The following is a 23,659-nucleotide window of genomic DNA, read 5'->3' as shown; positions in this document are numbered from 1 at the left end:
GATTTAGTCAGCCTAGGGGGTTCGCTCATAACCTGGCCAGCAGGGTTACTTTCAAGTTGTGGCCGTCTCTGATGTTGCTGGATCCCAGTCTCGCTACGACGCGGTGCTTGTCGGGGCTGGAATTATGAGTGCCACTTTGGCGGCCCTACTTCATGAGCTCGATCCTGAGCTGCGCTTGTTGATGGTCGAGCGTTTGCAGGCGCCGGGTCTTGAGAGTAGTGCGGCTCAAAACAATGCAGGCACTGGTCATGCGGCTAATTGCGAACTTAATTACACACCTCGTCAGCCTGATGGCAGCGTGGCTACGGCTAAGGCGTTGGCCATTAATGCCGCCTTTGAACGCTCTTTGGAGTTCTGGGCTTCGTTGACGGAAAAGGGCAAGTTGCTACCGCAGCAATTTCTACATCTGGTTCCTCATATCAGTGTGGTTTTTGGCGATGCTGATTTGGCTTTCTTGCATCAGCGCTTTCAGCAATTGAGTGCGCTACCTGCCTTTGCCTCCATGCAATGGAGTACTGATGCCGCTGAGCTTGCCGAATGGATGCCATTGGTGATGGAAGGGCGAGCCAATGCAGAGTCTGTTGCTGCAACCTGCATTAAGCGGGGTACGGATGTGGATTTCGGGTTGTTGACACGGGCCTATTTGGAGTCATTGCAGACAAGCGGAGCTTTGGAATTGAGTTGCGGCTGCGAAGTCGTTCATTTGCACCGCCTTGGCAAGCACCAGTGGAATCTTGATCTCAAGCACTCTTCTGGAAGTCGCTCTGTGCAGACATCTTTTGTGTTTCTTGGTGCAGGAGGGGGCGCGTTGCCTTTGTTGCAGCGATCGGGCATTCCAGAGGCAGCTGCCTATGCAGGCTTTCCAGTAAGCGGACAGTGGTTGGTTTGCTCTGAGCCAGCTTTAACTACAAGGCATCACGCCAAGGTGTATGGCAAGGCCAAGGTGGGTGCTCCGCCAATGTCTGTGCCCCATCTTGATAGTCGTTGGATTGATGGATGCCGTTCGTTGCTTTTCGGGCCTTATGCGGGCTTCAGTAGCAAATTCCTCAAGCAAGGCTCCCGCTTGGATCTCTTGCGTTCGGTACGGCGCAGCAATTTTCGCTCCATGTTGGAGGTGGGTTTTAAAAACTTTGATTTAGTCACTTATCTCCTCTCAGAGCTACAGCAGAGTGAGAAAGATCGCTTTGAAAGCTTAAAGCAATTTCTTCCCAATGCGCAGTTGAATGATTGGAAGCTTTCAGTCGCTGGTCAAAGAGTACAAATCATCAAACGCACAGCCGAAGGGGGGCGGTTGCAAATGGGTACAGAGGTGGTATCCGCTGAAGATGGATCCCTAGCTGCCTTATTAGGGGCTTCGCCTGGGGCCAGTACGGCCGTAACGATTATGTTGGAAGTGTTGCAGCGATGCTGGAGCAAGCGTATGGCGAGTGAATCGTGGCAACAACGCTTGCGCAAGTTGTTGCCAAGTTATGGCCGGGATCCTAATTTTGACCCTCTACTACTGCTTGATATGCGTCAGCGCAGTAATGATCTTCTAGGACTTGGCTAAAAAAAACTGGGCTTGTAATTAAGAGCAGCTCCAAGATTATTAAAGTTATTTTAAAGGCAACCTTCTGATTGGAAGTTTGGGCTGATTTCTAATACTCTGCTTTCAGCAGATATGTTGCTCTCTGGTGGGATATTAAGATCAAAGGTGATAATCGCAATATCGGGAATAGAAGTCGCATCGATCGTTCTGTTGATCAATATATTATTTGACTCATCTTTTAGCTGAGGTGGTTCAATAAACAGGCTTCCGCCTTCTAAATCTAGCTGTTGTTGTAGATAAAGAGCAGGATTATCGCAGGCCGCTAACTGTTGCTCATTTTGGTTGACATCGCCTTGGCCAATAGAGTCATAGGTTAGTAGGGAGTCGGCTCTTTGGATTAGTTGGATGTTGTCATTGATTGCGGCCTCAATGCGTGTTCGTTCCAATTGATTACTGCTTGATTGCATGCTGGAAATAGCAAGTCTGGCAAAAGCAGTCATTGCCGAGGCCATAAGTACACCTGCAATAATAACTTCCACCATTGTGAATCCCACAGGAAGTATTTTGCGGTTAATTTTTTCGGCGGGATTGGATGTGCCAGCGGCTACATTCGTAAGACTTTTTAGGCTAAGTTCAAGATTATCAAGTTCTCCATTCTCATCCATCTCCCTGCGAAAAGTGTCAATCTCCTGATCGGAGATAACAACTCCATTCTCTGAGCATATCTCAATGATTTGACAATAGGCTTTGCCTGGTCCGGCAACTAATAGCTGGTAGATTTTGTTCTTGACCTCAGGTTTTACATCAGCTAAAAGATCACGGAATTGTTGGAGATTCGCCATGGGATTAATTAGATAGTAGGGATTCTTTGGTCTTTAGATGCATGCCCTTTCTTCATGAATTTTCTATAGCGATTTGATTGTGTTGCCATTAGGGATTGTTTGGATATTGATAGTTTCTCCAAGCTAAGCCTGTTAAGAGGTGACTTGGGTCGATAATTGATGTGATTTTACTCACAGCGATTAAAGGGTACTTGATTTTAACTGTTCTTGCCACATATCAGCGCTGGGAATGCATTGTTAGTTCTTGTGGCCAAAAGGATTGCGTTGTACCCACTTTGTGGGGGCAGGGTAGAAATTTGGGCACCACCAATTCCTCTGTCGTTGGTGGTGCCTGTTTCGATGTTGGTGATTAAGCCCATCTGACTGACTTTTACAGTTCTTCTGAAAAGACTCGCTTTTGTGGAGAAGCAGCCTTGATCTTTTGATTAACTGCACTTCTGGTACCAATGTGGACTAACAATGCATACTCACTATAAAATTCGTCATTCCTTTGATGTGCTATTGTAAAATCATTGATTCCTGATCAGGCCTTCTGATTTTGTCTAGGATTGGGGTTAGTGGTTCATCGAAACAGCTAGGGGCGTTAGGGATGCTCTCAGGGTTAGAGCCCCTGTCAAAAACTAGTTCGCAATTGCTCTTGTATGTGTGCGCCATTGCTATTAGCTAGGGTTTAAGGGCGCGGTTGTTAGATAATTAGCGGCTGTTGCCCTCGTCTGGTGACTTGGTGGTGATTAATGATTGGTTGATTAATAGACCAAAGCTTTCTACAAATTGCCGAAAATGCTTTGTATAGAGCTGATACCTATTTTCAAACTTTACTTGCCGAGTTGGATGTTGGCCTGCTGATGCTCGCTAGCTGCTTTGATGTTGATCGGTTCAGTTTGTTGCTAGGAATTGTTCATATACTTTGGCATGCTTGTCTTGGTCTTGTGCTGGCTGCTTCTATGCAAAAGCAAAAATATTTTCAAGTGACAGTGTGTATGCATTAGCTTGAAATAAGCACTGCCGGGCATTCCTTTTCCCTGCTTGTTCTTTATGAGTTTATAGAGAGCTTCTGCTGCAATTGATTTTTTGATTTATTATCGCAGTAGCTCGGTTAATATGTAGGCTTTAGTCATGATAGCCTAGAGCGTTAACTTTTGTACTTTTGGGTAAGTCAAGAGACTATCTTTTGATGGTTTATGTATTTTCGCTAGGTAGCCGCAGTAGAAGTTGGCGAGTAATCCACCTGGCTGGTCAGATCAGCAGGATCCTTAGAATCTGGCTTCTGACTCCAAAGCGCCCGAGAGGGGAATTCGCCAACGCATGACCGACGTTCCCGTTTCTCGCTTGAGGAACTTCTGCATCATTGCCCATATCGATCACGGCAAGTCGACTTTGGCTGACAGGCTGTTGCAGGACACTGGCACGGTGGCTGGTCGAGATATGCAGGAGCAGTTTCTCGACAACATGGATTTGGAAAGAGAGCGGGGCATCACGATCAAGCTCCAGGCTGCCCGGATGAACTACACGGCTGCCGATGGCGAAAGCTATGTGCTCAACCTGATTGATACCCCTGGCCATGTGGATTTCTCCTATGAGGTGAGCCGCTCCTTGCAGGCCTGTGAAGGGGCCCTGTTGGTGGTGGATGCCAGTCAGGGTGTTGAGGCCCAGACCCTGGCAAATGTCTATTTAGCGCTGGAAAACGATCTAGAGATTATTCCTGTGCTCAACAAGATTGATTTGCCGGGCTCTGATCCAGAACGGATTAAAGAGGAGATCGAGGCGATCATTGGTCTTGATACCTCAACAGCAATTGCCTGTTCTGCGAAAACAGGCTTAGGAGTACCAGAGATTATGCAGGCGGTGGTGGATCGCATTCCGCCCCCTGCAGATTCCCTTGATGAGCCAACGAAGGCGCTGATCTTCGATTCCTACTACGACTCCTACCGAGGCGTGATTGTGTATTTCCGGGTGATCAGTGGCCGGATCAGCACGAAGGACAAAGTGTTGCTGATGGCCAGCAAGAAGAGCTATGAGCTTGATGAGATCGGTGTGATGTCACCAGATCAGTGTGAGGTCAATGAACTTCATGCCGGGGAGGTGGGTTATCTGGCGGCTTCGATCAAGGCGGTTGCTGATGCACGGGTTGGAGACACGATTACCCTCCTCAATGCCCCAGCAGATGAGCCGCTACCTGGTTACACCGAGGCAAAGCCGATGGTGTTTTGTGGTTTGTTCCCTACGGATGCAGATCAATATCCAGATCTAAGGGAAGCGCTTGACAAGCTGCAGCTTTCAGATGCAGCACTGAAGTATGAACCTGAAACCAGCAGTGCGATGGGTTTTGGCTTTCGTTGTGGCTTTCTAGGACTCCTGCATATGGAAATTGTGCAGGAGCGGCTTGAACGTGAATACGACTTGGATTTGATTGTTACTGCTCCTTCAGTGATCTACAAGGTGAACATGATTGATGGGCAGATGTTGATGGTGGATAACCCTGCAACATTGCCAGATCCGCAGAAGCGGGAATCAATAGAGGAGCCTTATGTACGGATGGAGATCTATGCCCCTAATGAGTACAACGGCACTCTGATGGGCTTGTGCCAGGAACGACGTGGTGAATACATTGACATGAAGTACATCACTACTGAGAGAGTTACCTTAATTTATGAGCTGCCCTTGGCTGAAGTGGTGACGGACTTCTTTGATCAGATGAAGAGTCGCACAAAGGGTTATGCCTCAATGGAATATCACTTGATTGGCTATCGCCGCAATGATCTGGTGCGCTTGGATGTGTTGATCAATGCAGAAAAGGCTGATCCACTTACCACAATTGCACACCGTGATAAGGCTTACAATATTGGTAAGGGTCTGGTGGAGAAGCTCAAGGAGCTGATCCCAAGACAACAGTTTAAAATTCCCTTACAGGCTTCAATTGGAAGTCGAATTATTGCCAGTGAGAGCATCAGTGCCATGCGCAAGGATGTGCTTGCTAAGTGTTATGGCGGAGACATCTCAAGGAAAAAAAAGCTGCTGAAGAAGCAGGCTAAGGGTAAAAAGCGGATGAAGGCAATGGGCAAAGTAGATGTGCCTCAGGAAGCATTCATGGCGGTATTGAAACTGAACCAGTAAAGCTAAGTCTGGTGACTTTATTCACTGGAGTTTGCTGTTACGTAATCCTTGTCGATTTGTAGATGATCACCTTTCATCTTAGTTGATAATTTCTCCATCCAAGGTGATTCTAATCCAAGGGCTATTGTGTTTGTTTTGAGTGCCTGCTCTCGTTTGTTATTCAAGTTTGAATAGTGATTAACTGTAGGGTCGTGATCATTGGCTCGCCAGCTACCACCCATACGATCGCGATTAGGCTCACCGTCTGACAGGAAGTAAAGTGTGTCCGTCTCGTTGTCTTTGAAAGAGGCCTCGAGTCCTTCCCATGGATCAGTTCCGCCCCACTTTCTGGGAGGACTATTGTCTAGTGAATTAACGAATGCGATTGCGGATTCGCGCATACCATCATTTCCAATTTTTACCAAACCATCCCTTGACTCTCTCCATGTTTTGTGGTTGCTGTACCCTGGTGAGCTGAAGGATTGGATGCCAACTTTTGTACTTTTAGGAAGAGCTGTTAGTAGGCTAGTTAGTTCTGACTGTAGCGATTCCATCCTCGTTAAGGCGCAGTTTTGTTTTGTCGATTCATAGCTTTTTCCATTCCAATATTTTCTCATTTGTCCAGATGTGCTGCCCCAAAGTATGCAAGCACTCATCGAACCTGAGCCGTCAACGAGGAAACGAACTTTTTGGCTGCTTACATTGCGGAAGTAAGCGCCATTAATAACGCTGTTTTCTCCATAGTTGGCTGGTCGTTTATCTGCTCGAGCAAAGGCTGCTAGGTAAAGTGGATACCTAGTGATACGCTTATTTGCAGCATTTAGGCTTTCAAGGTAACTCTCTTTTTCATTGGCACTATCAGGGTTTGGATCTATAAATTTAATCAGCTTCCTTTGCTGGTCAGTCATGATTCGAAGTGAAGGCTGCATATAAGTGGTTACCGGTGTTGTGTCATCTGTAAAGGTGACATCAAGGTCATCAATGATTTCTCTAAGGCTTTTAACATTACCTTCATTGTTTGTTAATGGCTCGCAATCACCTTGTGGTTTTGTGCAACTCATAACTCCAATATCTTCAATGGCTTTAGAGATAAATACATCGTATGTTTCGCTATAACGCCCATCAAGGCTGAGTGGTGCACCACATCGTAGTAGTGCATATCCAGACGCCTTTCCTCCCTCATAGTTTATCTTAGTGGTGTCATATCCAGACGCTTTTCCTTGCTGAGAGTTTATCTTAGTGGTGTCATATCCAGACGCTTTTCCTTGCTGAGAGTTTATCTTAGTGGCGTAATTATTTGCCTTTGCCTTGAATATAAGGTTGTTAGAGCTGAGACCTAAGCCGTAGATCACTGGCTCATTTAGATCGGCCATTTTGATGCCGAAAACTGGCTTGAATACTTGAGAGCTATCCTCTGCTTTGAGTCGACAATCTTCAAGTGCTGCTTCATATTGGCTATTTCCCATCTCTGTATGCTCCATTTCACTCATCACAGCTTCACTGTTATTCACGAGGATGTGCAAGCTGCGTTCGACTTCTGATCGCAGCAACCGGAGCCCATTGGTTGTGTTTTGCCTTAGGGTTGATGTGCTTTTTGACTTACTTATCAAGTTTTGTGTTGAACGCAGCGCCAGAGTAGATGCTGCGATTAAAAGAATGCCAGCCCCTGCTGCAACAACGGTTTCAGTAGTTCCAAATCCTTTGGTTGAAAAAGGATGAGAGAAGCTTTGCTTTAAAATGTTTTTGTTGTGTTTCATTGTGCTTGGGCCTTCGATGAATTGGCCTTGGTTGGTTTAATTGTGGCAGACTTGAGCACTAGTTGGCTAAAATAGTAGTTAACATTTCATGAGAAATGTCTGAAGGAACGACTAACTGCTATTACAGGAAGTAGTTTCTTCATTCCAGGTTCCGCTGAACAAGTTGCCACTACCTGAGATCTCTACACATCGAGTCCTAAGCCGTGGATCTGCAGCTGCAACACGTGATCGGATAAGGATTGTGAGAGTACCTCCGCTTGTACTGATACCAGCTGTACTTATTTCGTATTCAGGTTGAAGGGCAGAAACCTGAACTTGTTTAGATTCTGGGGTGCCCTCTATTTTTAGAAAACGATAACTTGGCTGTCCATTAAGCTCTGCTGCAGTGCATTGTATATTTTCAAAAGTATCAGGGTCCTCGCAACATCTTAAACGTATTGAGTTGCTTTGAGAGCCATCAGCTTGTTGGAATTCGAGGATTTCTCCAGGTTCACCCCATCTATTAGTTGCTAGATCTGTGTTTAGATCTAATACACAGGATCGTTTATACTGTGTTAGTCTTGCTCGCAGGTTAAATAAGCCAGATTCAACAAACTGTGTGTAGCGATCTACTTCTCCTTGGGTAATGCTTCGCCAAGTTGACATCAAGCCATAGGTAGACAAAATACCAACAATAACGATTGTAACTAGTAGTTCTAGCAGGGTGAAGCCTGTTGATCGATTCAGACTTGTCTGAGAGCTAGACATTTTTATCTTAGAATTGCTAATCATTGGCTACTCCCTTTGAAGATTATATTTTCCTATGCTGCTAGCGATTACGTATTGATTCATATCAAGAGCTGCTGTGATTTTACTCACTTTGACCAAAGAGGCATTCTCATTGATTTTGTAGTAAGTCTTCGCTTGCATCATTTTTTTAAGAAAGATAACTTCTCTTAGTGACTTTTCTGGCCACACACAATTGCTTCTTAGCTGGCACTCCATGCATGAATGATGCCAATCTGATCGGTTTAGTTTTATAAAGGGCATGTCTTTCCTTACCATCTTCTGAACATATCCAGACCACTGCCGCGGATTCCGCGGGTTACTGTGCGGCCAAGCATTCCGTAATTACCATCTAAGACCCCATTTTCACTCCACCGCCAAAGTTCATCAGCTGCTTTCACAATAGAACCTTCACCACCATCAACCCTACGCGTGCTTAGAGAGAGCTGATTGTTTTGTGAACAGAAACTATTTGCCCAAATTACTCCAGTTAATTGTGCATCACCGCTTAGGGTGAATGTTCCTGTCTGTAGATAAACCCATGCTGCTGGTAGGCTTGTGCCTTCAATACTTACAATTGGCTGTAGCTGAGCTCTATTCTGTTGAGCTCCTTTTAATTGGTTCAGATCGCATTTTGAGCTTTTATTTTCATTGCCTATTACTTGGCCTATTACTTGATTGATAATAAACCTTTCAGGTTTGTTGTTGCATTTGGTCTCCCCGGAGTTAACGCCACAGAGGAGGCTATTGTTAGACAATTCGATCCGTCCACTGCTTAGACCTGTAACATGCTTGGAATCTTTAGGAGGTAGTTCAAGGTGAAGTACAACAGGTCTCTTGTCATTTTCAATTAATATTTTCGTATTTTCTAAATTCATATGCTCTATATACATATGGCAGGCAGTGTTTTGATTGCTTTGCTCTTTGCATATATCATTTTGCTTGATTCGTACAGTCCAGCTCTTTATTTCATCCTTTTGAACCCTTTTTGTTACTGCCCACGCATTGAATCTTTTAAAATAATCTTTTTCGCTAAACTCCCATGTTTGTTTTCTACCCCCTTCGCGAATCAATCGCTTCCAACCAGCTCCACGTGAGTGCGACTTGCTTAAATCTCTCTCAAAGCAATTAGCTCCATAACAATAGAGATTAAATTTATCTATGTTGGCTTTGTAAGTGCTGTAAGGTGGATAGATTTGCAGATAAGACTTAGATATGCCCTCTGCAGAGGCTAGGACAGGCTCTCCAGTCGAATCTTGCTGTCCAGACCGATCTTTCTGTCTTGTCTGAGTGTTGCTTGTTTGATCACCATTCGCGGGATCTTTGCGTATTGATTCACTCGTAATTTCAATATCAGGTGCTGTTTGATCTCCTGTATTTTTCGCTCTAGTACAGACTATTTCTTCTTCACCGCAGTAAAATTCTCCCTGCTGATTTTTGGTATCATCCTGCTGATTTTTGGTATCATCAAAACTCCATACACGCTCAACATTTGAACTGCCTGGATAATAGTCAATATTATTCTTGTTATTTCTATTGTCACCAAACAATATAGCAGATAGAGAACTTTGCTTATCTCTACCCAAAACAGGCCAAATGCGATTGGTATTTGAACTTGTAGTGCCATTGATCCTGCTGAGAAGATCATCTTTACAACCACTACGATCTGCTTTAAGGATTTCAGCGGCCTCATCCTCATTTATGTGCCAGAGGATTTTCCCACCTCCTGTGATTTGCGTGGGCCCTAGGTCTAAATGTTTTGCAGCAATCACTCCCCAGTCGTTATCGCTTTTCATCTTTGACTTTACGTAGAATGAGCGAATCAGCAGAGCCCTCCCTAAAAGATCATCATTTTCAGCTTCTTCTCTTTTTACCATACCCTCAATTTCGGCAACCCCTTCACCAACACCAGACGCAAAGTTTACGGAATAGCTCCTCAACCGGTAATAACTTTGAATATTGCCCCTACCGTCTTCACGTTCAGTTCTAGGATCTGCACCTTTAACAGTAAATGGTAATGCAGTTTTTGATGTTGAATCGTCAGCCTTAGTATGGCCGGTAGGCCATTGTGCTCCATCTGTGAGAATGGGTAGGCCCTTAGATGTATCGGTGCAAATTTGCTCGAGTAATTGAGTCCTAGAAGAAGGATCAAGCTCCCAGTTAAAGTCTTCATCTTCGTTGTTCACCAGGTTGTATAGATACCCTCTGTATTTGCTTGGATCGTTATTGTTCAGTACACTCAGAATGCGGTTGAAGCCATTGACCGATGCAGCCTCAGCCATTTGTTGATAGCTTTCAGAAGATCCCAACTTCCTGGCCATCAGTTGACGGATCAGTAGCCCGCTAGCTCCAATAATAAGGGTTGTGCCCATTAGCAATGCCAAAACCATTGCTAGGCCCTCCTCACCATTAGCGCTTACCCTTTTCAGTAGGTACTTCCTCGTAGGATGGATGGAATGATTTTTCATTGGCGCTCTGCTTTGATAGCCATAGTCTCTTTTGATCGATCTTTTAGAGTGGTGTTTTAGATCAAGATTTGATGTGATTTCGCTCACAGTTTTAAGCCATGACAATTTTGTTTTTTGTTTGTCTAGGTAACCTCTGGTAATTTTTCTATTATCTGGTTTCATGATGTGTGAATTTAGATCTTTGTATTTTTGCAGAAATTTCATGTATTGCTGCAATAAATCTAAGTTTAGTGATCTTTATACTGGGCAAGCTCCACAGACAAGATCAGACGACTCAACTTGATCTTCGCTGTCTACAGTTCCTTTCTTTAAATCGCTAGCTCCTGTAGAAAGACATACACATGCCATTACGTTATATTCAGAAACCTTGTTGTTGGTTGAAGTTGCTGTAAATTCATAATAATTATTAGCGACATTTGTACGGCGTACCGTGTATTCATTCCCTGGTAAGGTTATCTGAGTTGTTAAAGCACCATTCCCCGCAGATGCAGGTCCCTTGTTTGTCATGATCACAGCAACATTATTCAGATCAACCCAGTTTACAGGTGATAAGTTAAATTCATCGAGATAACTCGCAACTGTAGTTTGAAATTGTGCAAGCGTGGATGCGGCTTCATTCTGTTTTGTGCGTTGTACCTGGCGCCAGTAACTTGGTAGAGCAATAGAACTTAAAATTCCTACAATCACTACGGTGATCATTACTTCAACAAGTGAGAAGCCATTTGCTTCTTGCCTTCTAGGGGGTAGCCTCATCATCACAGCTTTTCTTAAAGACTACAAAACCCAAGATAGCATTGATTGTTTGTTTTTCAACTTTAGAGCAGCCTGAGCTAATACTGATAACCTCTTGTTGAATCTAATCCATCTGCTCATTTTATTTTTTCCTGAAAATACCTGCTCGGTATATTGGTGATATAAGCCTATGTATAGTTTGTCTATTTGCTATTGTTTAAATTTAATTGCCTGATAATACTTTCAATTTTCTTCACTAGTTTTATGTCGTAATTTTGCTTTATAGTATCGAAAATAGAGTTGATTGTTTTGATTACGATGATTCCGGTGAATTTTCTGTTTGTTCTGCCAGTTATCAGTTGCGGATCGATAGCTTGGTGATGACATAGATATTGATTTGACTAGTCATTTCATTGGTAATCAGGAGCATCAGCTTCTAAATCTTTTTGGGTCTCTATTAGCCCTGTGTAAAAGTCTGCGGAGCTAGCAATTGTTTCTCCTGCAATGCCAGCATTTTTGTGTTCTCCCTGCCCCAGTTAAAGTATAAAATGGCGAGAACCCTATGGCTGTGTAGTTGAAAAGGCAGAATTGGCAGCAGTAGAAATGAATTATTTTATTAGAATTGCTACTTACGTTGCTAGATTAATATTATTTTCTGCATAAAATGCTTGAGGTTGTTGGGTTTGGCTTTGGCCATGAGTTTGGCTTCTGATGGTTTGATTTAACTGTTTGGCCTATAAAATTTTTAGGTAGTGTAGCGACGCAAAGAATACCCACTCAAGCTATAATCAGTTCCGCAATCGTGAAACCCTGCTTGCGGACAATGCCACAATTTTTTTGTTTTTAACAGGGCGATTGATATGTGATAATTAGGCGTTTAGTCTTCAGCAAAATCTAGACACATTCTCATAGATGAATGTATCTAGATATTGATGAAGTAAACTAATATTATAGAGAACCCCGGCAATTATGCGCAGTCAGGTCCAGGATTTGGTGCTGTGCCGTTGTTCGTAGTTTCCTGTTCTTTTTTGCCTGTTGCGAAATCCACACACCAAGCACCGTCAAATTTACTTGTATCACCATCTTTCAGATCTCCTTTTCCGGTTGCGGTTAATTTAAAAACATTACTGCCATCGCCTGGTAGATCTCCAGCGGTGAAATCACAAAGAGTGGAATTAGTATTTGCATCTTCGACAAGAGCATCTAGGGTCGCCTTTCCTGCTGCCTTACTAGTCAAGGCATCCGCCATTACCAGTCCCATTATCGTTCCGCCTTTGGCCATGCATTCTGTGGCTTTCGCTTTAGATGTTTGATTCAGGAAGTTAGGCAGCGCAACTGCACTCAGGATGCCAACGATCACAATCACGATCATCAACTCCACCAGGGTGAAGCCTTGCTGTAAGGCGCTAGCTCGCTTCTGGCGGCTCAACAGTGCAAGCTTTAGCCGTTGGTTGATGATGCTCATGGTCGTAGGCGATATCAATAGTGGCTTTCCTATAATGCCCTGAAATGGCAATTTTGTGGTGAAGGATCGTCTAAGGCTTCTCTGAGAGTTCTCTTTGAGCTCGCTTAGAGGATGGTTTGACTGTTGGCGCGAGATGCTCTTTTCACCCTTATTCCCCTTGCGCTGGTTTGTTCTCGCGTCTAGAAGCTCAGGCTTTTAGCAATCCGAAGCTTGCGAGCTGATTGCTATTGCCATTCATTGATTTCAACGCCTTGTTGAGCAGGCTTGGGCAGGATTGATCTGTTGGCTTCTTGTTGATCAAGGTCAGCATCGTTTGCGATTGTTGCTTGCCTGCGATGGCGGGGAATCCTTGTAGCAGCTGTTGTTTGGAGATGCCTTCCTATCGCCAGCGGGGCTGTTATCAAAGCCCCTCCTCTGGCTTTGTGCTGCCCCTGGCGCTTTCGGCTTCCTTTTTGATTTTACTTAGCAGCACTTCTCTACATTCGCTTGCGCTCCTGAGCCTTAGTCGTACGCGCATCAGCACGGCTGAGCGCATGCGCGCCGATCAGCTTCGCTCCGCTGCTCAGCACTTCGCACAGTTGGCGACAGATTCCCACGCCTGCCTTCTTACTTGGCCTTCTGGCAGTTGGAACGATTTTGGCTCTCAATGCGCTGATGCTGATCCCAGTCGTCTTCAACAAGGCTTGATCGGCGAGGACGTTTGGTTTTTGATTGATTGGATTCCCAGTGGTGACACAGGTCGATTGAGTCTGCGTCTTGCCGCTGGTGCTCGAGCTGTTTTTCTGCTGGCAATAGACCCTGATGGCCCTGCTGTGCGTGAGGTTGGTGCAATGCGATCTCTGGTCACCCTTGAACAGGAAAGGCCATGAATTTGATCGAGCTGATCGTGGCTTCACTGTTGTTAGCTGGCACGGCAATGAGCGGACTGCACCTTTGGGGGCAGGCCCGCCTGGCTGCTCATCTTGGTTGGCTCAAAGAGGAGCAGCTTGAGTCTGTTGAGTTGCAGTTGTTGGCCAGCCAGCGCTGGTTGTCAGCTGTTGGCAATGTCTCTGAGCTGCTTACTGCTAACAGGAGTTGCCGTTTTGATCTTGCCGCCGTGTCTCGTTCAGGAGATAGGGCTTTGCCTTTGCCGGAGGGGCTTGAGCGGCATTGGCAAGCTGATGGGGTTGGACTTTGGCTTCAGATTGACGCTCATCCGCCTAAGGGCGCGCCTGTTGAGCCGCTTCGCCGTCGTCAGTTGCTTACGCCCGCGGGTACTGGTTGGTGCAGGCCCAATCTGACGGCGCAGCAATGAGGCGTTTGTCCTATGCAGCCCCTGCTGAGCAGGGATTCAGCTTGTTGGAGTTGTTGCTGATTCTCTCGATCCTGGCAGTTTTGGCTGGCATCAGCCTGGTGAATGCTGATGAGTACCGCCATCGTTTGCAGGTGGATGTTGCTGCTCGACGACTGCAGCTTGGCTTGGAGCGCGCTCGACTATTTGCTTTAAGTCAGCGGCAGCCTTGCGGGTTGCGTGTTTCTGCTGAGGGTTGGCAGAAGCCGCTTGTTCGTGAGTTGCCAGCTTGTGTGTCCTCTCGATTGAGCCTGCAGGAACCATTTGCGGAACTGCCACTGACTTGGCAGAGCAACTTGCCTCAGCTGATGCGCTTTGCGGCGAATGGTTTGACGTTGGATGGTGGAACCGTTGTTTTGGGCAGCCTTCACAGCCCTTATCGACGCTGTTTGGTGATCAGCCTGCCCTTGGGCGTTAGCCGTGTTGGTCGTTACGACGGTGATCCCCTCGATCCAGCAATTGGTCTTAGCAGTTCACGATGTTTACCTGATGAAGCGCTCTAAAGGCAATGACGGTTTTGATGGCTTCACCTTGGTGGAGCTGATGCTGGTGATCAGTGTGGGGATGGTGTTTGTTGCGATGGCCCTTGGCGTGATAACTAGAGATCTTTCCCTTGGTCAGGCAATGGCCCAGCGCCTGCGTGAGCGGGGCCTTCAGCAACGCACCTTGATGTTGATCAAGGCTGACTTGGCGCGTGGCTATGGCTGGTTGGCTGATCCGCCAATCTCCAGCCTCTGGCCTTGTTCCTTGGCGGGGCGTCAGGCGGTATTGGCTATCGCTACAGCGCCAGATGATCCCGAAGCCCGTCGAAGGGCCATCGTCTACTCGGTTGGCTCTGCTCCATCGTCGATCTGGCGCAGCAGGGTGTTGATGCGCTGTGGCCCGGCGTTTGACATCAACGGCGAGCCTAACTTCGCAGGAAGCTTCCAGAATCGTGTGTTGATCGATGGCTTGCCTTCCTCGCTCAGTGATGGCGAGCTTGGTTTTGTGGCTCGGCCTGACCCTCTTCTGCCGGTGTTGCGCCTTGAGCTGGAGCAGCAGTTTCAGGCTCCTAACGGGAAGATGCAGCGCATCAGTTCAGCGGCCTCTGCTTGATGCCCTGCACGTTGATGCTTGATTGGGGTATGCAAAAGCATGTAAGGCTCAATCAACCTTGCTTGTGTCGATGCTGTATTCGGACTAGATATAAATTATTGAGACGCAAATATTTGACACTAATGATGCATAAGTCGCTCGCAATATAGCTTTGAAGTAGTACTTTTTATGCGGTATTTAGGATGTCAGTAAGCAACTGTTATGCGATGGAGTCCCGCGCGTGCTTATTTTGACAGCAGAACAGCAGATGCCATCAATATCCTTCATTTGAAGGGTTGTATCTAGGGGGTGGAAATCAAAAATTAGATAATGAGTTTTTTGTAGAAATAATGCTATAAAGTTTCTCTCCATGGATTCTTGATTGTTTGGGTATGTGAGCTTAATCACCGGGATGAATGATCTAGGCCACAGCTTTAGTCGCTAGAACTGTGCAAGTATGTAACGCTAAGCAAGGAGCACTTGGTTGGACATTAACCGTCTTGGCAAATCATTGCACGCAAGAGGTGCCTGGATCAATTTTAGGCATCCGCCTTATTCGATCCGCCGCGTTCTAGAGCGCACCAGCTTGATGGCTGTGGGGCTGTGATATGGCTTGTTGTTGTTTAACCTGAAGCTTCCCGCTGAACAGCGCCGGCAGGCTCAGCGGGAAGTTTTTGACTGTGCCAAGGCTATTTTCGTTAGTCGAAGGATTTGATCCTTCGCACCGATTCAGTATCGGCGTCTGAAAACAGTTTGATCCACTTTACTGAAGAGATTGCTGAGCAATTTTTCATCTTTTCGTCTTCTGATTTCAATGCACCCCAAGGGGTTTGAAGCTGGTTTTGTGGTGCCTGACGTGAGTGGCGGTATCAATCTTGGCAAGGTTCTAGCTTTTTATGGTTTGCAAAAATATCAGGGTGATGCCAAGTATGGTCCTGCTCTTATTGATATTGATTCAGTTTATTATTTAATCATTAAAGATGAAATTGAGCTGCATGGAAATACTTGGAATATTTATCTGGTTGAAGATATCAGTAGGCAGATTCGTCAGCAAGAAGTTCTTGCCTGGGTTCTTATTCTGGCTGCTTTGCTTGCTTCGATGGTGACCTTGCTCCTCACTCGTTCAGGCATTCGACGCGGTTTGGATCCTTTGCAGCACTTTGGCGGCGCAATCGAATCAGTCTCGTCTGGATCTCTCGACGATCATCGCTTTGATCCGAAATATGAACCTGTGGAACTTAAGCCGCTTGCCGGTTCGTTTAATGCGATTTTGGATCGTTTGGCTGAGTCTTGGAATCGTCAGCGCAAATTTGCTAATGCTCTCAGCCATGAGCTGCGCACACCGATCACATTGATCATTGGTTATACCTCTAGAGTGTTACGTCGCTCAGGCTCTCTTAGCGATGCTCAGCGGCATAATTGACGATTATTGATGATGAGACTCGTCGTCTCGGAAGGTTAATCACTGATCTATTAGATATTGCGCGTGAGGAATCTGGCACTCTGGTGATGACGTCCAAGCCTTTTTCCGCATTTGAGGCGTTAGAGCAGGTTTTCTTGCTGCATAGAGCTGATTATGAGACTCGCTTGAACATGCAATCGTGTTCAAACGGTGTTGATCAGATCTGGCCTCTTGGTGATCACGACAGGGTCGTGCAGTGTCTTAGCAATTTGATTGAGAACGCTTTCAAGTACAGCCCAGAAGACAAGCGAGTTGAATTGAGCTGCATTACCACGCATGAGCATGTGAGATTGCAAGTTCGAGATCATGGCCCTGGTGTGCCAGAGGCTGATCAGGCGCTGATTTTTGAGCAGTTTCAGCGTGGCAGTAACACGGCACAACAACCTGTCAGTGGCGTTGGTCTGGCCCTTGTGCGCTCGTTGGTGAAGCGGATGGTAGGCCGCGTTTGGGTTGAGAATGCTGCTGATGGTGGAGCGATCTTTGTGATTGAGTTGCAACGTTGTCAGCCGCTCTAGCAACAATGCAGAGACTGTTCTGTCTCCTTCCTCAGCAGTGAGTTTTGATCTTTCGTCTTTGCGTCTGTCACGAGTGACCTTGTCGACTCGCATGGCGCGCTGGGGGATGGTGATTGTTGCCATCTATCTGTTGGTTGCCTTAATCACCCCCTTGTTGGTGATGGTGGGTGTTTTGCCTGAGGCCAACGCTGGTCTTGATAATCCCATTTATGCGCCTCCTTCATGGGGGCATTGGTGCGGAACTGATCGTCTCGGACGGGACGTATGTGTTCGCACCATGGAGGGCAGTGGCGTGGCTTTGCAGGTGGTTCTTCTTGCGGTGACCTTGGCTGTGTTCGTGGGGGTGCCCCTAGGGATGATGAGTGGCTACCTCGGAGGTGCTTTTGATCGCATGTTGGTGTTGGTGATGGACACCCTCTACACCTTGCCGGTGCTCTTGCTTTCTGTGGTCTTGGCTTTTTTGCTTGGACGGGGTATTCCTAATGCGGCCGCAGCCCTTTGTGTTGTTTATGTGCCCCAGTACTTCCGCGTGGTTCGTAACCAAACAGCCCAGGTAAAAGCAGAACTGTTTGTAGAGGCTGCCCGTTCCCTCGGTGCTGGCCCCATTTGGATCTTGCGCAAATACCTGCTTCGCAATGTGATCACATCCGTGCCAGTCCTGCTGACCATGAATGCTGCTGATGCTGTTTTGGTGCTTGGTGGCCTTGGTTTTCTCGGCCTGGGACTGCCGGAAACTGTGCCTGAATGGGGGAGTGATCTGAATATGGCTCTGGCAGCAGTGCCAACTGGGATTTGGTGGACTGCTCTCTATCCAGGCTTGGCCATGTTCGTATTGGTGCTGGGACTCTCATTCCTTGGTGAGGGGCTGGAGGCATGGGTGAGTGGTCTCGATGAGTCGACTGCCTGATTTCAGATCACTCCCATTGCATCCTTTGGAGGGCCACACTGGGGGAAGTCCTTGCTTCAAGCCATGCCCTGGTGGATCACATTGATCTTGCTGGCGCTGATGATCTTCCTTTGGGTCTCCGGGCGCCGAAATCCTGATGATGTGATCGGCCTGCTTGAGCAGATGCTCGCGATCGGCTTGGCCATGATTGTGCTGTTTATAGGCCAAAACATTTTGCTGGAAAGTATTGTCTTGCTGATTGGCTTGCGTCTTCCCGCGGCACGTCAAAACCAACTTGGGATCAATTGATCGCATCCAAGCAAAGATGTTCTGATCTCATTTTGAGTGTTAGCTGGTTGCTTAACAGCGCAATCTCACGTTGCGGGGGAGGCTCCCTTGGATTTCGCCTTGATCGTTAAGGGCAGGATATGACCTGCCTTCCTGCTGGCACCAAGCTGCTACTTCGGGATAGGCCCATTCAAATAGGCGCTGTTGATAAAGCGCTGGTTCTAGGCCTTCGCCGGCTTGAGGTGCGATACCAGCCAGTCGTCGTTGACGTAGGGCCTCAAATAGCAAGGTTGCTGCTGCTACCGAAACATTCAACGACTGCACCATGCCGCACATAGGGATGAAGATCCCTTCATCCATCAATGGCGTCGCCAGCTCACTAAGGCCCCATTTCTCAGCTCCCAGGACGAAGGCTGTAGGTTCGCAGAAGTCGCAGTCTCGGTAGTCGCGTGCGTTTCCACCTAGATGGGTTCCATAAAGGCGAAAGCCACTTTCCTTGATGGCCTTGACGGCAACTTCGATGCTGCTGTGCTCTTTGAGCGGTATCCACTTTTGGCTTCCCTGAGCGGTACTGTTGAAGGTGGGCAGGCGTCCTGAATAGTTCACTGCATGGGCTTCCAGGACACCCACCGCATCGCAGCTGCGCAGAATGGCTGAGAGGTTGTGGGGCTTTTCTACGTGCTCAAGCAGAACCGTCAGATCTGCCATTCGGCAATCCAGAACAGCCTTGAGACGATCAAATCGGCGAGGCAGCAGAGGCATGGGCCAAGCGTCTTTTGACTTGAGGGTATGGGATGCTGTGTCCCTCATCCCTTTCGGCCAGTTAGCTACCTATGGTCAGATTGCCGAGATGATCGGTGCCTATGGATGTGCCCGTCAGGTGGGTTGGGCTATGCGTCGATTACCTTTGCCATCCAAAGTTCCTTGGCATCGAGTGGTGAATGCGAAAGGGATGATTTCGATGAGTTTGAGCCGCGAAGGATCTGACTGGATGCAGCGGCAGATGTTGATCGCTGAAGGAATCCTTGTGGATGCCGAGGGTCATTTGCCCTTACGACGGCATCTTTGGCGGCCGCAATTGAGTGATGAGGGCCTTTTGTTGGGAATGGCTCAGGAAGGCGTTAGCTCTGGAAGGTTCATCTCAGCCCAGGACAACCATTGATGTTGTCTTCGTCTTCCGTTGCTGCCGCTGATGGATCTGTACCTGTACCGGGACTGCTGCCGCGGCGGGTGGCATGGGAGCTGTTACAGGCAGTGGCGGCAGGGGCCTATGCAGATGTCGCTCTCGAACGAGCTCTTCGTCAGAACCCCATGAGCGGTGCCGACCGTGGCCTGGTGATGGAATTGGCTTATGGCGCAATCCGTCAGCGGCAATGGCTTGATGCTTGGTTGGATCGTCTTGGCAAGGTGCCTGCTTGCAAACAGCCACCAGTGCTGCGCTGGTTGCTGCATTTGGGGCTCTATCAGATTCTGCGTATGCAGCGGATTCCAGCTGCAGCGGCAGTGAACACCAGCGTTGAACTTGCTAAGACCGGCAAGCTTGCCCGATTAGCTCCGGTGGTGAATGGCATTTTGCGGGCGGCATTGCGTGCACGCGATGCCGGTATGGTGCTCCTCGAGCCGGAGGACTCTGCCGCTCGGTTGGCGCAAGCGGAATCTTTACCGTTGTGGTTGGTGGAGCAGTTACTTGCTTGGCGAGGCGAGGTGGGAGCTGAGCTGTTTGCTCGTGCCAGCAACCAGGTGCCAACACTAGATCTGCGGATCAATCGACGTCGTACAAGCCGTGAGAACGTAAGGCTGGCGCTTGAGGCTATTGGAGTGGAGAGCACTCCGATCGAGAGCTGCCCTGATGGTTTGATGGTGACTGGTAGTGCTGTTGACCTAAGCCAGTGGCCTGGCTATCAGCAAGGACATTGGTGTGTGCAGGATCGCTCTGCACAGTTGGTCGCACCGCTTTTGCGGCCACAGCCTGGGGATCGGATTCTTGATGCTTGCGCTGCACCAGGGGGTAAGGCCACTCATCTTGTTGAGCTGATGGGTGGTTCGGGAGAGGTGTGGGCTGTGGATCGTTCCGCTGGTCGACTCAAGCGCTTGGCGGATAATGCTGCTCGCTTGGGGGGTGACTGCCTCAATGCTCTAGTCGCAGATGCCACGAATCTGTTGGCGGTGAAGCCAAGCTGGCGAGGATCCTTCCAGCGCATTCTTGTGGATGCCCCATGTTCTGGTTTAGGTACTTTGGCCCGTCATGCGGACGCCCGTTGGCGAGTTACTCCGTTGCAGGTTGAGGGGCTGGTGATCTTGCAGTCCAAGCTGCTTGAAGGCCTTCTGCCTCTGCTTAGCTCTGGCGGCCGGTTGGTGTACGCCACTTGCACTATCCATCCGGCCGAGAACTTTGATCAGATCGAGGCCTTCCTTGGTCGACATCCTGAATTGAGCTTGTCTCAGGAACAGCAACTATGGCCTGATCCTGAGCATGGTGGTGATGGTTTTTATTCAGCCGTGTTGGATCTCAGCTGAGCCTGATCAGGGAATAGGCATTGGCTCGAAGTTTTCATTGAGCGGCGGTCCCCCTGGCGGTGCGATGTATCTGGGTGGAGGGCCCTGGGTTTGATCTTGCTCTTTGGCAGCATCCTCGCTGCCGTTCTTTGGTTTGCTCCTCGTTTTGCCTGGTGGCCTAAAGGTGCGGTTCATAACTGGTTTTGGGGGGAAGGGTTGCACCTCAAAATTGTCTTGGATCTTGGTCATGAACTGCTTCCAGGCCCATGCAGCATCACCACTGCCGCCAGATGTCTTTCGGTTGTTGTCGTAGCCAAACCATACGGCGGTTGTTAGTTGAGGTATTGAGCCAATGAACCAGAGGTCACGGGCACCTTCCGATGTGCCGGTTTTGCCCGCCACCGGCCGGTCACCGAGGGATGCCGCAGCTCCAGTGCCACCGCTGACAACGCGCTGGAGCATCCAGTTCAGGGTGTCCGCTACATCGCTATCGAGAGCTCGACGACCTTTGTAGCCTTCGAACTGGTGGTTCCAGATCACCTCGTCGTCTGGGCCTCGGATCTCTTCAAATGGCGTGGGCTTCATGTAAATGCCCCGGTTGGCTACTGCGGCATAGGCTGCAGTCATGTCGAGCACGGTTTGCTCGTAGGCTCCAATAGCGAGCGGATAGTACTTGCCCAATGGGCGGGTGTTGCCGATGCCAAGATTATTGGCCATGCTGATCACGGCATCAAAGCCCACCTTGTCTAGTAGTTGGACTGCAACAGTGTTTAGGGAGTATCTAAGGGCATCAGCGAGTGCCACTGATCCCAGGTATTTGTTGCCGAAGTTCTTTGGGCAATACCCTCTCCAGCAGCGTTTCGCGTCCACAACCTTGTCCTCTGGCTTGATGCCGGCATTGATGGCTGCTGCATAGGGAAAAAGCTTGAAGGTGGAGCCAGGTGAACGCAGAGCCTGTGTTGCTCGATTGAATTGGCTGGTTTTGAAGTTTTTGCCTCCTACCATCACCCGCACTTCACCGGTGCTTGGTTCGATAGACACCATGGAACCCTCTGTGTTCCCGGGGGCATATTTGCGGATCACCTCTTGGGCTTGCTTTTGCCAAGCCAGATTGAGGCTGGTGTGAATCTTGAGTCCACCCACTTCTAGTTGCTCTGGGGTGAGCAGATTGGGGAGTTGCTGGGCTACCCAGCTGGTGAAAAATGGTGCGCTGCTGTTGAAGTACTTCGGGATCGCTGGCTTGAGATTGAGGGGGCTGTTGCGAGCTGCATCGGCTTCTCTGGCAGAGATAAATCCGGCTTGCTGCATTCGTTTAAGGACAATTGCGCGGCGTTCTAGTGCGATTTTCTGGTTGACTAGTGGTGAATACACTGAGGGAGCAGGGGGCATGCCAGCGATTAGAGCGGCTTCCGGCAGTGTGAGTTGATTGGGGGATTTAGAGAAGTACACCCAGGCTGCATCGGCTACGCCGTAAGCACCTGAGCCCAAGTAGACGTAATTCAGATACTGCTCAAGGATTTGGTGTTTGCTGAGCTGTCGCTCCAGCTTGTAGGCCAGAGCAGCTTCTTTGAGTTTGCGCGGCAGGGTTTGTTCCTGACTCAGGAATACGGTTCGAGCAAGTTGCTGAGTGATGGTGCTTGCACCTTCCCTAACGGAACCTTGGCGGAGGTTTGTCACCAGGGCTCGGCTGATACCCCAGATATCCAAGCCATTGTGGTAGTAAAAGCGGCGGTCTTCTGCCGCTACGAAGGCTTGCTCCACAAGCAGAGGCATCTTGTCTTGCTCAACCTTCTCGCGGGTCGCGGGACCAAGCTTTTGGATCACCTGCCCATCAGTGGAGAGCAGCGTGATGGTGCCTGGCCGGTTGAAGTTGGCAATCCGCCGGGCATCGGGCAGAACCGAATCCAAGGCATCAGTGAGAGTCCTTTCAGCCAAGGCTGCGACACACCCGATGGCGACAGCACTAACTGCAATAACAATCCAGTGACGGCGCTTGCGAGTCACATCCCCTGTGTTAATGGGCTATGGCCTATGGCTAGAGCAGTAACCAGCATGCCAAGGATTAGAAACGGTTGAGCACTGGTCTGATATCTCACATCAAAGGCCAGGGGATCACGCAGTAACCAGATGTCTTGGAATGTGATTTGGGGAATGATCAATAAGATCAAAACGACTGAGGCAAAATGCTGGCCAATGGCGATCAGAACAACAACCATCGCGAGTTGGAAGATGTCGATCATTCCTGCACTGATCCAGCTGGCCTTTTTGATTCCAAAGACAACTGGAAGGGATTGAAGACCGAGGGCTCGATCTCCCTCTACACTCTTGAAATCGTTAATGACGGCAATACCAAGACCAGCCAAGCTATAGGCAAGTGTCAGCAGTGCTGTGGTCCAAGTCAGTTGTCCGAACAGCGCCTGACCAGCCCACCATGGCAGGGCGATGTAGCTGGCCCCAAGCGCGTAGTTTCCTATCCAACCGTTCTGTTTCAGCTTGAGAGGTGGGGCTGAATAAATGAAGCTCACAAATGAGCCGCCTAGGGCAAGAAACAGCACAACCGGAGTGGTGTGTTCAGCCCAACGATCTAAGCCATAGGCAACTGCAAGACCACCGAGAAGCAGCATCCAGATCTGAAGCTTGACTTGTGTCAGCGGGATGGCCCCGGAGGGAATCGGCCTATAGGGCTCATTGATTGCGTCGATCTCGCGATCGTAGTAGTCGTTGATGGTTTGGGTGTAACCGGTTAGAAGCGGGCCACTCATGACCATGCAGGCCGATGCTGCAAGCACATCTGGTAGGCGCCATTGGTATTGACCACTGGCAGCGGCTCCACAAATCACCCCCCAGAGCAGTGGGATCCAGGTGACAGGTTTCATTAGCTGCAGACGCAGCTTCCAGATGTTGGTGGTGCCAGTGGCACCTTTGATGCCAAGGAGTTGGCGAGCGTCGCTCACGGCA

At 48.5% G+C, this 23,659-nt stretch carries 21 protein-coding genes; 12 read left to right on the top strand and 9 right to left on the bottom strand.

What is annotated here, in order from left to right:
• The first annotated feature begins 58 nt into the window (after positions 1-58).
• Positions 59-1,549, top strand: a complete 1,491-nt coding sequence (locus tag SIB66_RS12475; RefSeq protein ID WP_063406070.1) for a malate:quinone oxidoreductase — start codon at positions 59-61, stop codon at positions 1,547-1,549.
• A gap of 50 nt (positions 1,550-1,599) precedes the next feature.
• Here the strand turns inward: SIB66_RS12475 and SIB66_RS12470 are convergent, their stop codons facing one another.
• Positions 1,600-2,370: a hypothetical protein gene (locus SIB66_RS12470; protein ID WP_063406071.1), complete on the bottom strand. Its 771-nt coding sequence runs from the start codon at positions 2,368-2,370 to the stop codon at positions 1,600-1,602.
• A 1,305-nt stretch (positions 2,371-3,675) separates the two neighbouring features.
• On the opposite strand from SIB66_RS12470, the gene lepA reads away from it, so the two are divergent.
• Positions 3,676-5,484: a translation elongation factor 4 gene (gene lepA, locus SIB66_RS12465; protein ID WP_063406072.1), complete on the top strand. Its 1,809-nt coding sequence runs from the start codon at positions 3,676-3,678 to the stop codon at positions 5,482-5,484.
• Between the two features lie 17 nt (positions 5,485-5,501).
• On the opposite strand, the gene SIB66_RS12460 is transcribed toward lepA, so the two are convergent.
• The 5 genes from SIB66_RS12460 to SIB66_RS12440 all read right to left on the bottom strand — a co-directional run bounded on the left by SIB66_RS12460 (position 5,502) and on the right by SIB66_RS12440 (position 12,650).
• Entirely contained in the window at positions 5,502-7,220 is a 1,719-nt protein-coding gene (locus SIB66_RS12460; protein ID WP_236073694.1) for a hypothetical protein, read from the bottom strand.
• A gap of 111 nt (positions 7,221-7,331) precedes the next feature.
• Positions 7,332-7,967 carry a type II secretion system protein gene (locus SIB66_RS12455; RefSeq protein WP_413410367.1) on the bottom strand — a complete coding sequence of 212 codons (636 nt, stop codon included), beginning with the start codon at positions 7,965-7,967 and terminating at the stop codon, positions 7,332-7,334.
• Positions 7,968-8,257: 290 nt separating this feature from the next.
• Positions 8,258-10,657 carry a hypothetical protein gene (locus tag SIB66_RS12450; protein ID WP_063406076.1) on the bottom strand — a complete coding sequence of 800 codons (2,400 nt, stop codon included), beginning with the start codon at positions 10,655-10,657 and terminating at the stop codon, positions 8,258-8,260.
• Positions 10,658-10,690: 33 nt separating this feature from the next.
• The gene (locus SIB66_RS12445) at positions 10,691-11,209 is read right to left on the bottom strand and encodes a type IV pilin protein (protein WP_236070182.1); all 519 of its coding nucleotides are present in this window, start codon (positions 11,207-11,209) and stop codon (positions 10,691-10,693) included.
• A 943-nt stretch (positions 11,210-12,152) separates the two neighbouring features.
• Positions 12,153-12,650, bottom strand: a complete 498-nt coding sequence (locus SIB66_RS12440; protein WP_063406077.1) for a type IV pilin protein — start codon at positions 12,648-12,650, stop codon at positions 12,153-12,155.
• A 371-nt stretch (positions 12,651-13,021) separates the two neighbouring features.
• On the opposite strand from SIB66_RS12440, the gene SIB66_RS12435 reads away from it, so the two are divergent.
• From SIB66_RS12435 to SIB66_RS12400, 8 genes are all read left to right on the top strand, one after another.
• Complete coding sequence (locus tag SIB66_RS12435; RefSeq protein WP_063406179.1) at positions 13,022-13,519, top strand: hypothetical protein; 498 nt, start codon at positions 13,022-13,024, stop codon at positions 13,517-13,519.
• The gene (locus SIB66_RS12430) at positions 13,516-13,944 is read left to right on the top strand and encodes a hypothetical protein (RefSeq protein ID WP_063421502.1); all 429 of its coding nucleotides are present in this window, start codon (positions 13,516-13,518) and stop codon (positions 13,942-13,944) included. Before SIB66_RS12435 ends, SIB66_RS12430 begins: the two co-directional genes overlap by 4 nt.
• Entirely contained in the window at positions 13,941-14,483 is a 543-nt protein-coding gene (locus SIB66_RS12425; protein ID WP_063406079.1) for a GspH/FimT family protein, read from the top strand. The genes SIB66_RS12430 and SIB66_RS12425 overlap by 4 nt, the downstream gene beginning before the upstream one ends.
• Positions 14,470-15,075, top strand: coding sequence for a type II secretion system protein J (locus tag SIB66_RS12420; RefSeq protein WP_063406080.1), 606 nt, complete (start codon positions 14,470-14,472; stop codon positions 15,073-15,075). The genes SIB66_RS12425 and SIB66_RS12420 overlap by 14 nt, the downstream gene beginning before the upstream one ends.
• Before the next feature lie 793 nt (positions 15,076-15,868).
• Entirely contained in the window at positions 15,869-16,477 is a 609-nt protein-coding gene (locus SIB66_RS12415) for a histidine kinase dimerization/phospho-acceptor domain-containing protein (RefSeq protein ID WP_236070183.1), read from the top strand.
• Positions 16,474-17,031, top strand: a complete 558-nt coding sequence (locus tag SIB66_RS12410) for a sensor histidine kinase (protein WP_236073696.1) — start codon at positions 16,474-16,476, stop codon at positions 17,029-17,031. Before SIB66_RS12415 ends, SIB66_RS12410 begins: the two co-directional genes overlap by 4 nt.
• Before the next feature lie 91 nt (positions 17,032-17,122).
• Positions 17,123-17,938: an ABC transporter permease gene (locus SIB66_RS12405; RefSeq protein ID WP_074160828.1), complete on the top strand. Its 816-nt coding sequence runs from the start codon at positions 17,123-17,125 to the stop codon at positions 17,936-17,938.
• A 63-nt stretch (positions 17,939-18,001) separates the two neighbouring features.
• Positions 18,002-18,226, top strand: a complete 225-nt coding sequence (locus SIB66_RS12400) for a hypothetical protein (RefSeq protein ID WP_063406081.1) — start codon at positions 18,002-18,004, stop codon at positions 18,224-18,226.
• 51 nt (positions 18,227-18,277) lie between these two features.
• Here SIB66_RS12400 and trmH read toward each other — a convergent pair whose 3' ends face one another.
• Positions 18,278-18,967: a tRNA (guanosine(18)-2'-O)-methyltransferase TrmH gene (gene trmH / locus SIB66_RS12395; protein WP_011826683.1), complete on the bottom strand. Its 690-nt coding sequence runs from the start codon at positions 18,965-18,967 to the stop codon at positions 18,278-18,280.
• On the opposite strand from trmH, the gene SIB66_RS12390 reads away from it, so the two are divergent.
• Positions 18,966-19,367: an MGMT family protein gene (locus SIB66_RS12390; protein WP_063403426.1), complete on the top strand. Its 402-nt coding sequence runs from the start codon at positions 18,966-18,968 to the stop codon at positions 19,365-19,367. The two genes, trmH and SIB66_RS12390, sit on opposite strands and share 2 nt — an antisense overlap.
• The gene (locus SIB66_RS12385) at positions 19,367-20,722 is read left to right on the top strand and encodes a 16S rRNA (cytosine(967)-C(5))-methyltransferase (RefSeq protein ID WP_063406082.1); all 1,356 of its coding nucleotides are present in this window, start codon (positions 19,367-19,369) and stop codon (positions 20,720-20,722) included. Before SIB66_RS12390 ends, SIB66_RS12385 begins: the two co-directional genes overlap by 1 nt.
• A gap of 6 nt (positions 20,723-20,728) precedes the next feature.
• On the opposite strand, the gene SIB66_RS12380 is transcribed toward SIB66_RS12385, so the two are convergent.
• The gene (locus tag SIB66_RS12380; protein ID WP_063406083.1) at positions 20,729-22,705 is read right to left on the bottom strand and encodes a transglycosylase domain-containing protein; all 1,977 of its coding nucleotides are present in this window, start codon (positions 22,703-22,705) and stop codon (positions 20,729-20,731) included.
• Positions 22,702-23,655: a chlorophyll synthase ChlG gene (gene chlG, locus SIB66_RS12375; protein WP_063406084.1), complete on the bottom strand. Its 954-nt coding sequence runs from the start codon at positions 23,653-23,655 to the stop codon at positions 22,702-22,704. The genes SIB66_RS12380 and chlG overlap by 4 nt, the downstream gene beginning before the upstream one ends.
• Positions 23,656-23,659: the final 4 nt, after the last annotated feature.

The organism is Prochlorococcus sp. MIT 1318 (assembly GCF_047304505.1).
Classification (GTDB): Bacteria; Cyanobacteriota; Cyanobacteriia; order PCC-6307; family Cyanobiaceae; genus Prochlorococcus; species Prochlorococcus marinus_D.
Note: the sequence above shows the minus strand (reverse complement) of the source record. Positions and strands in the feature narration are given on the sequence as shown.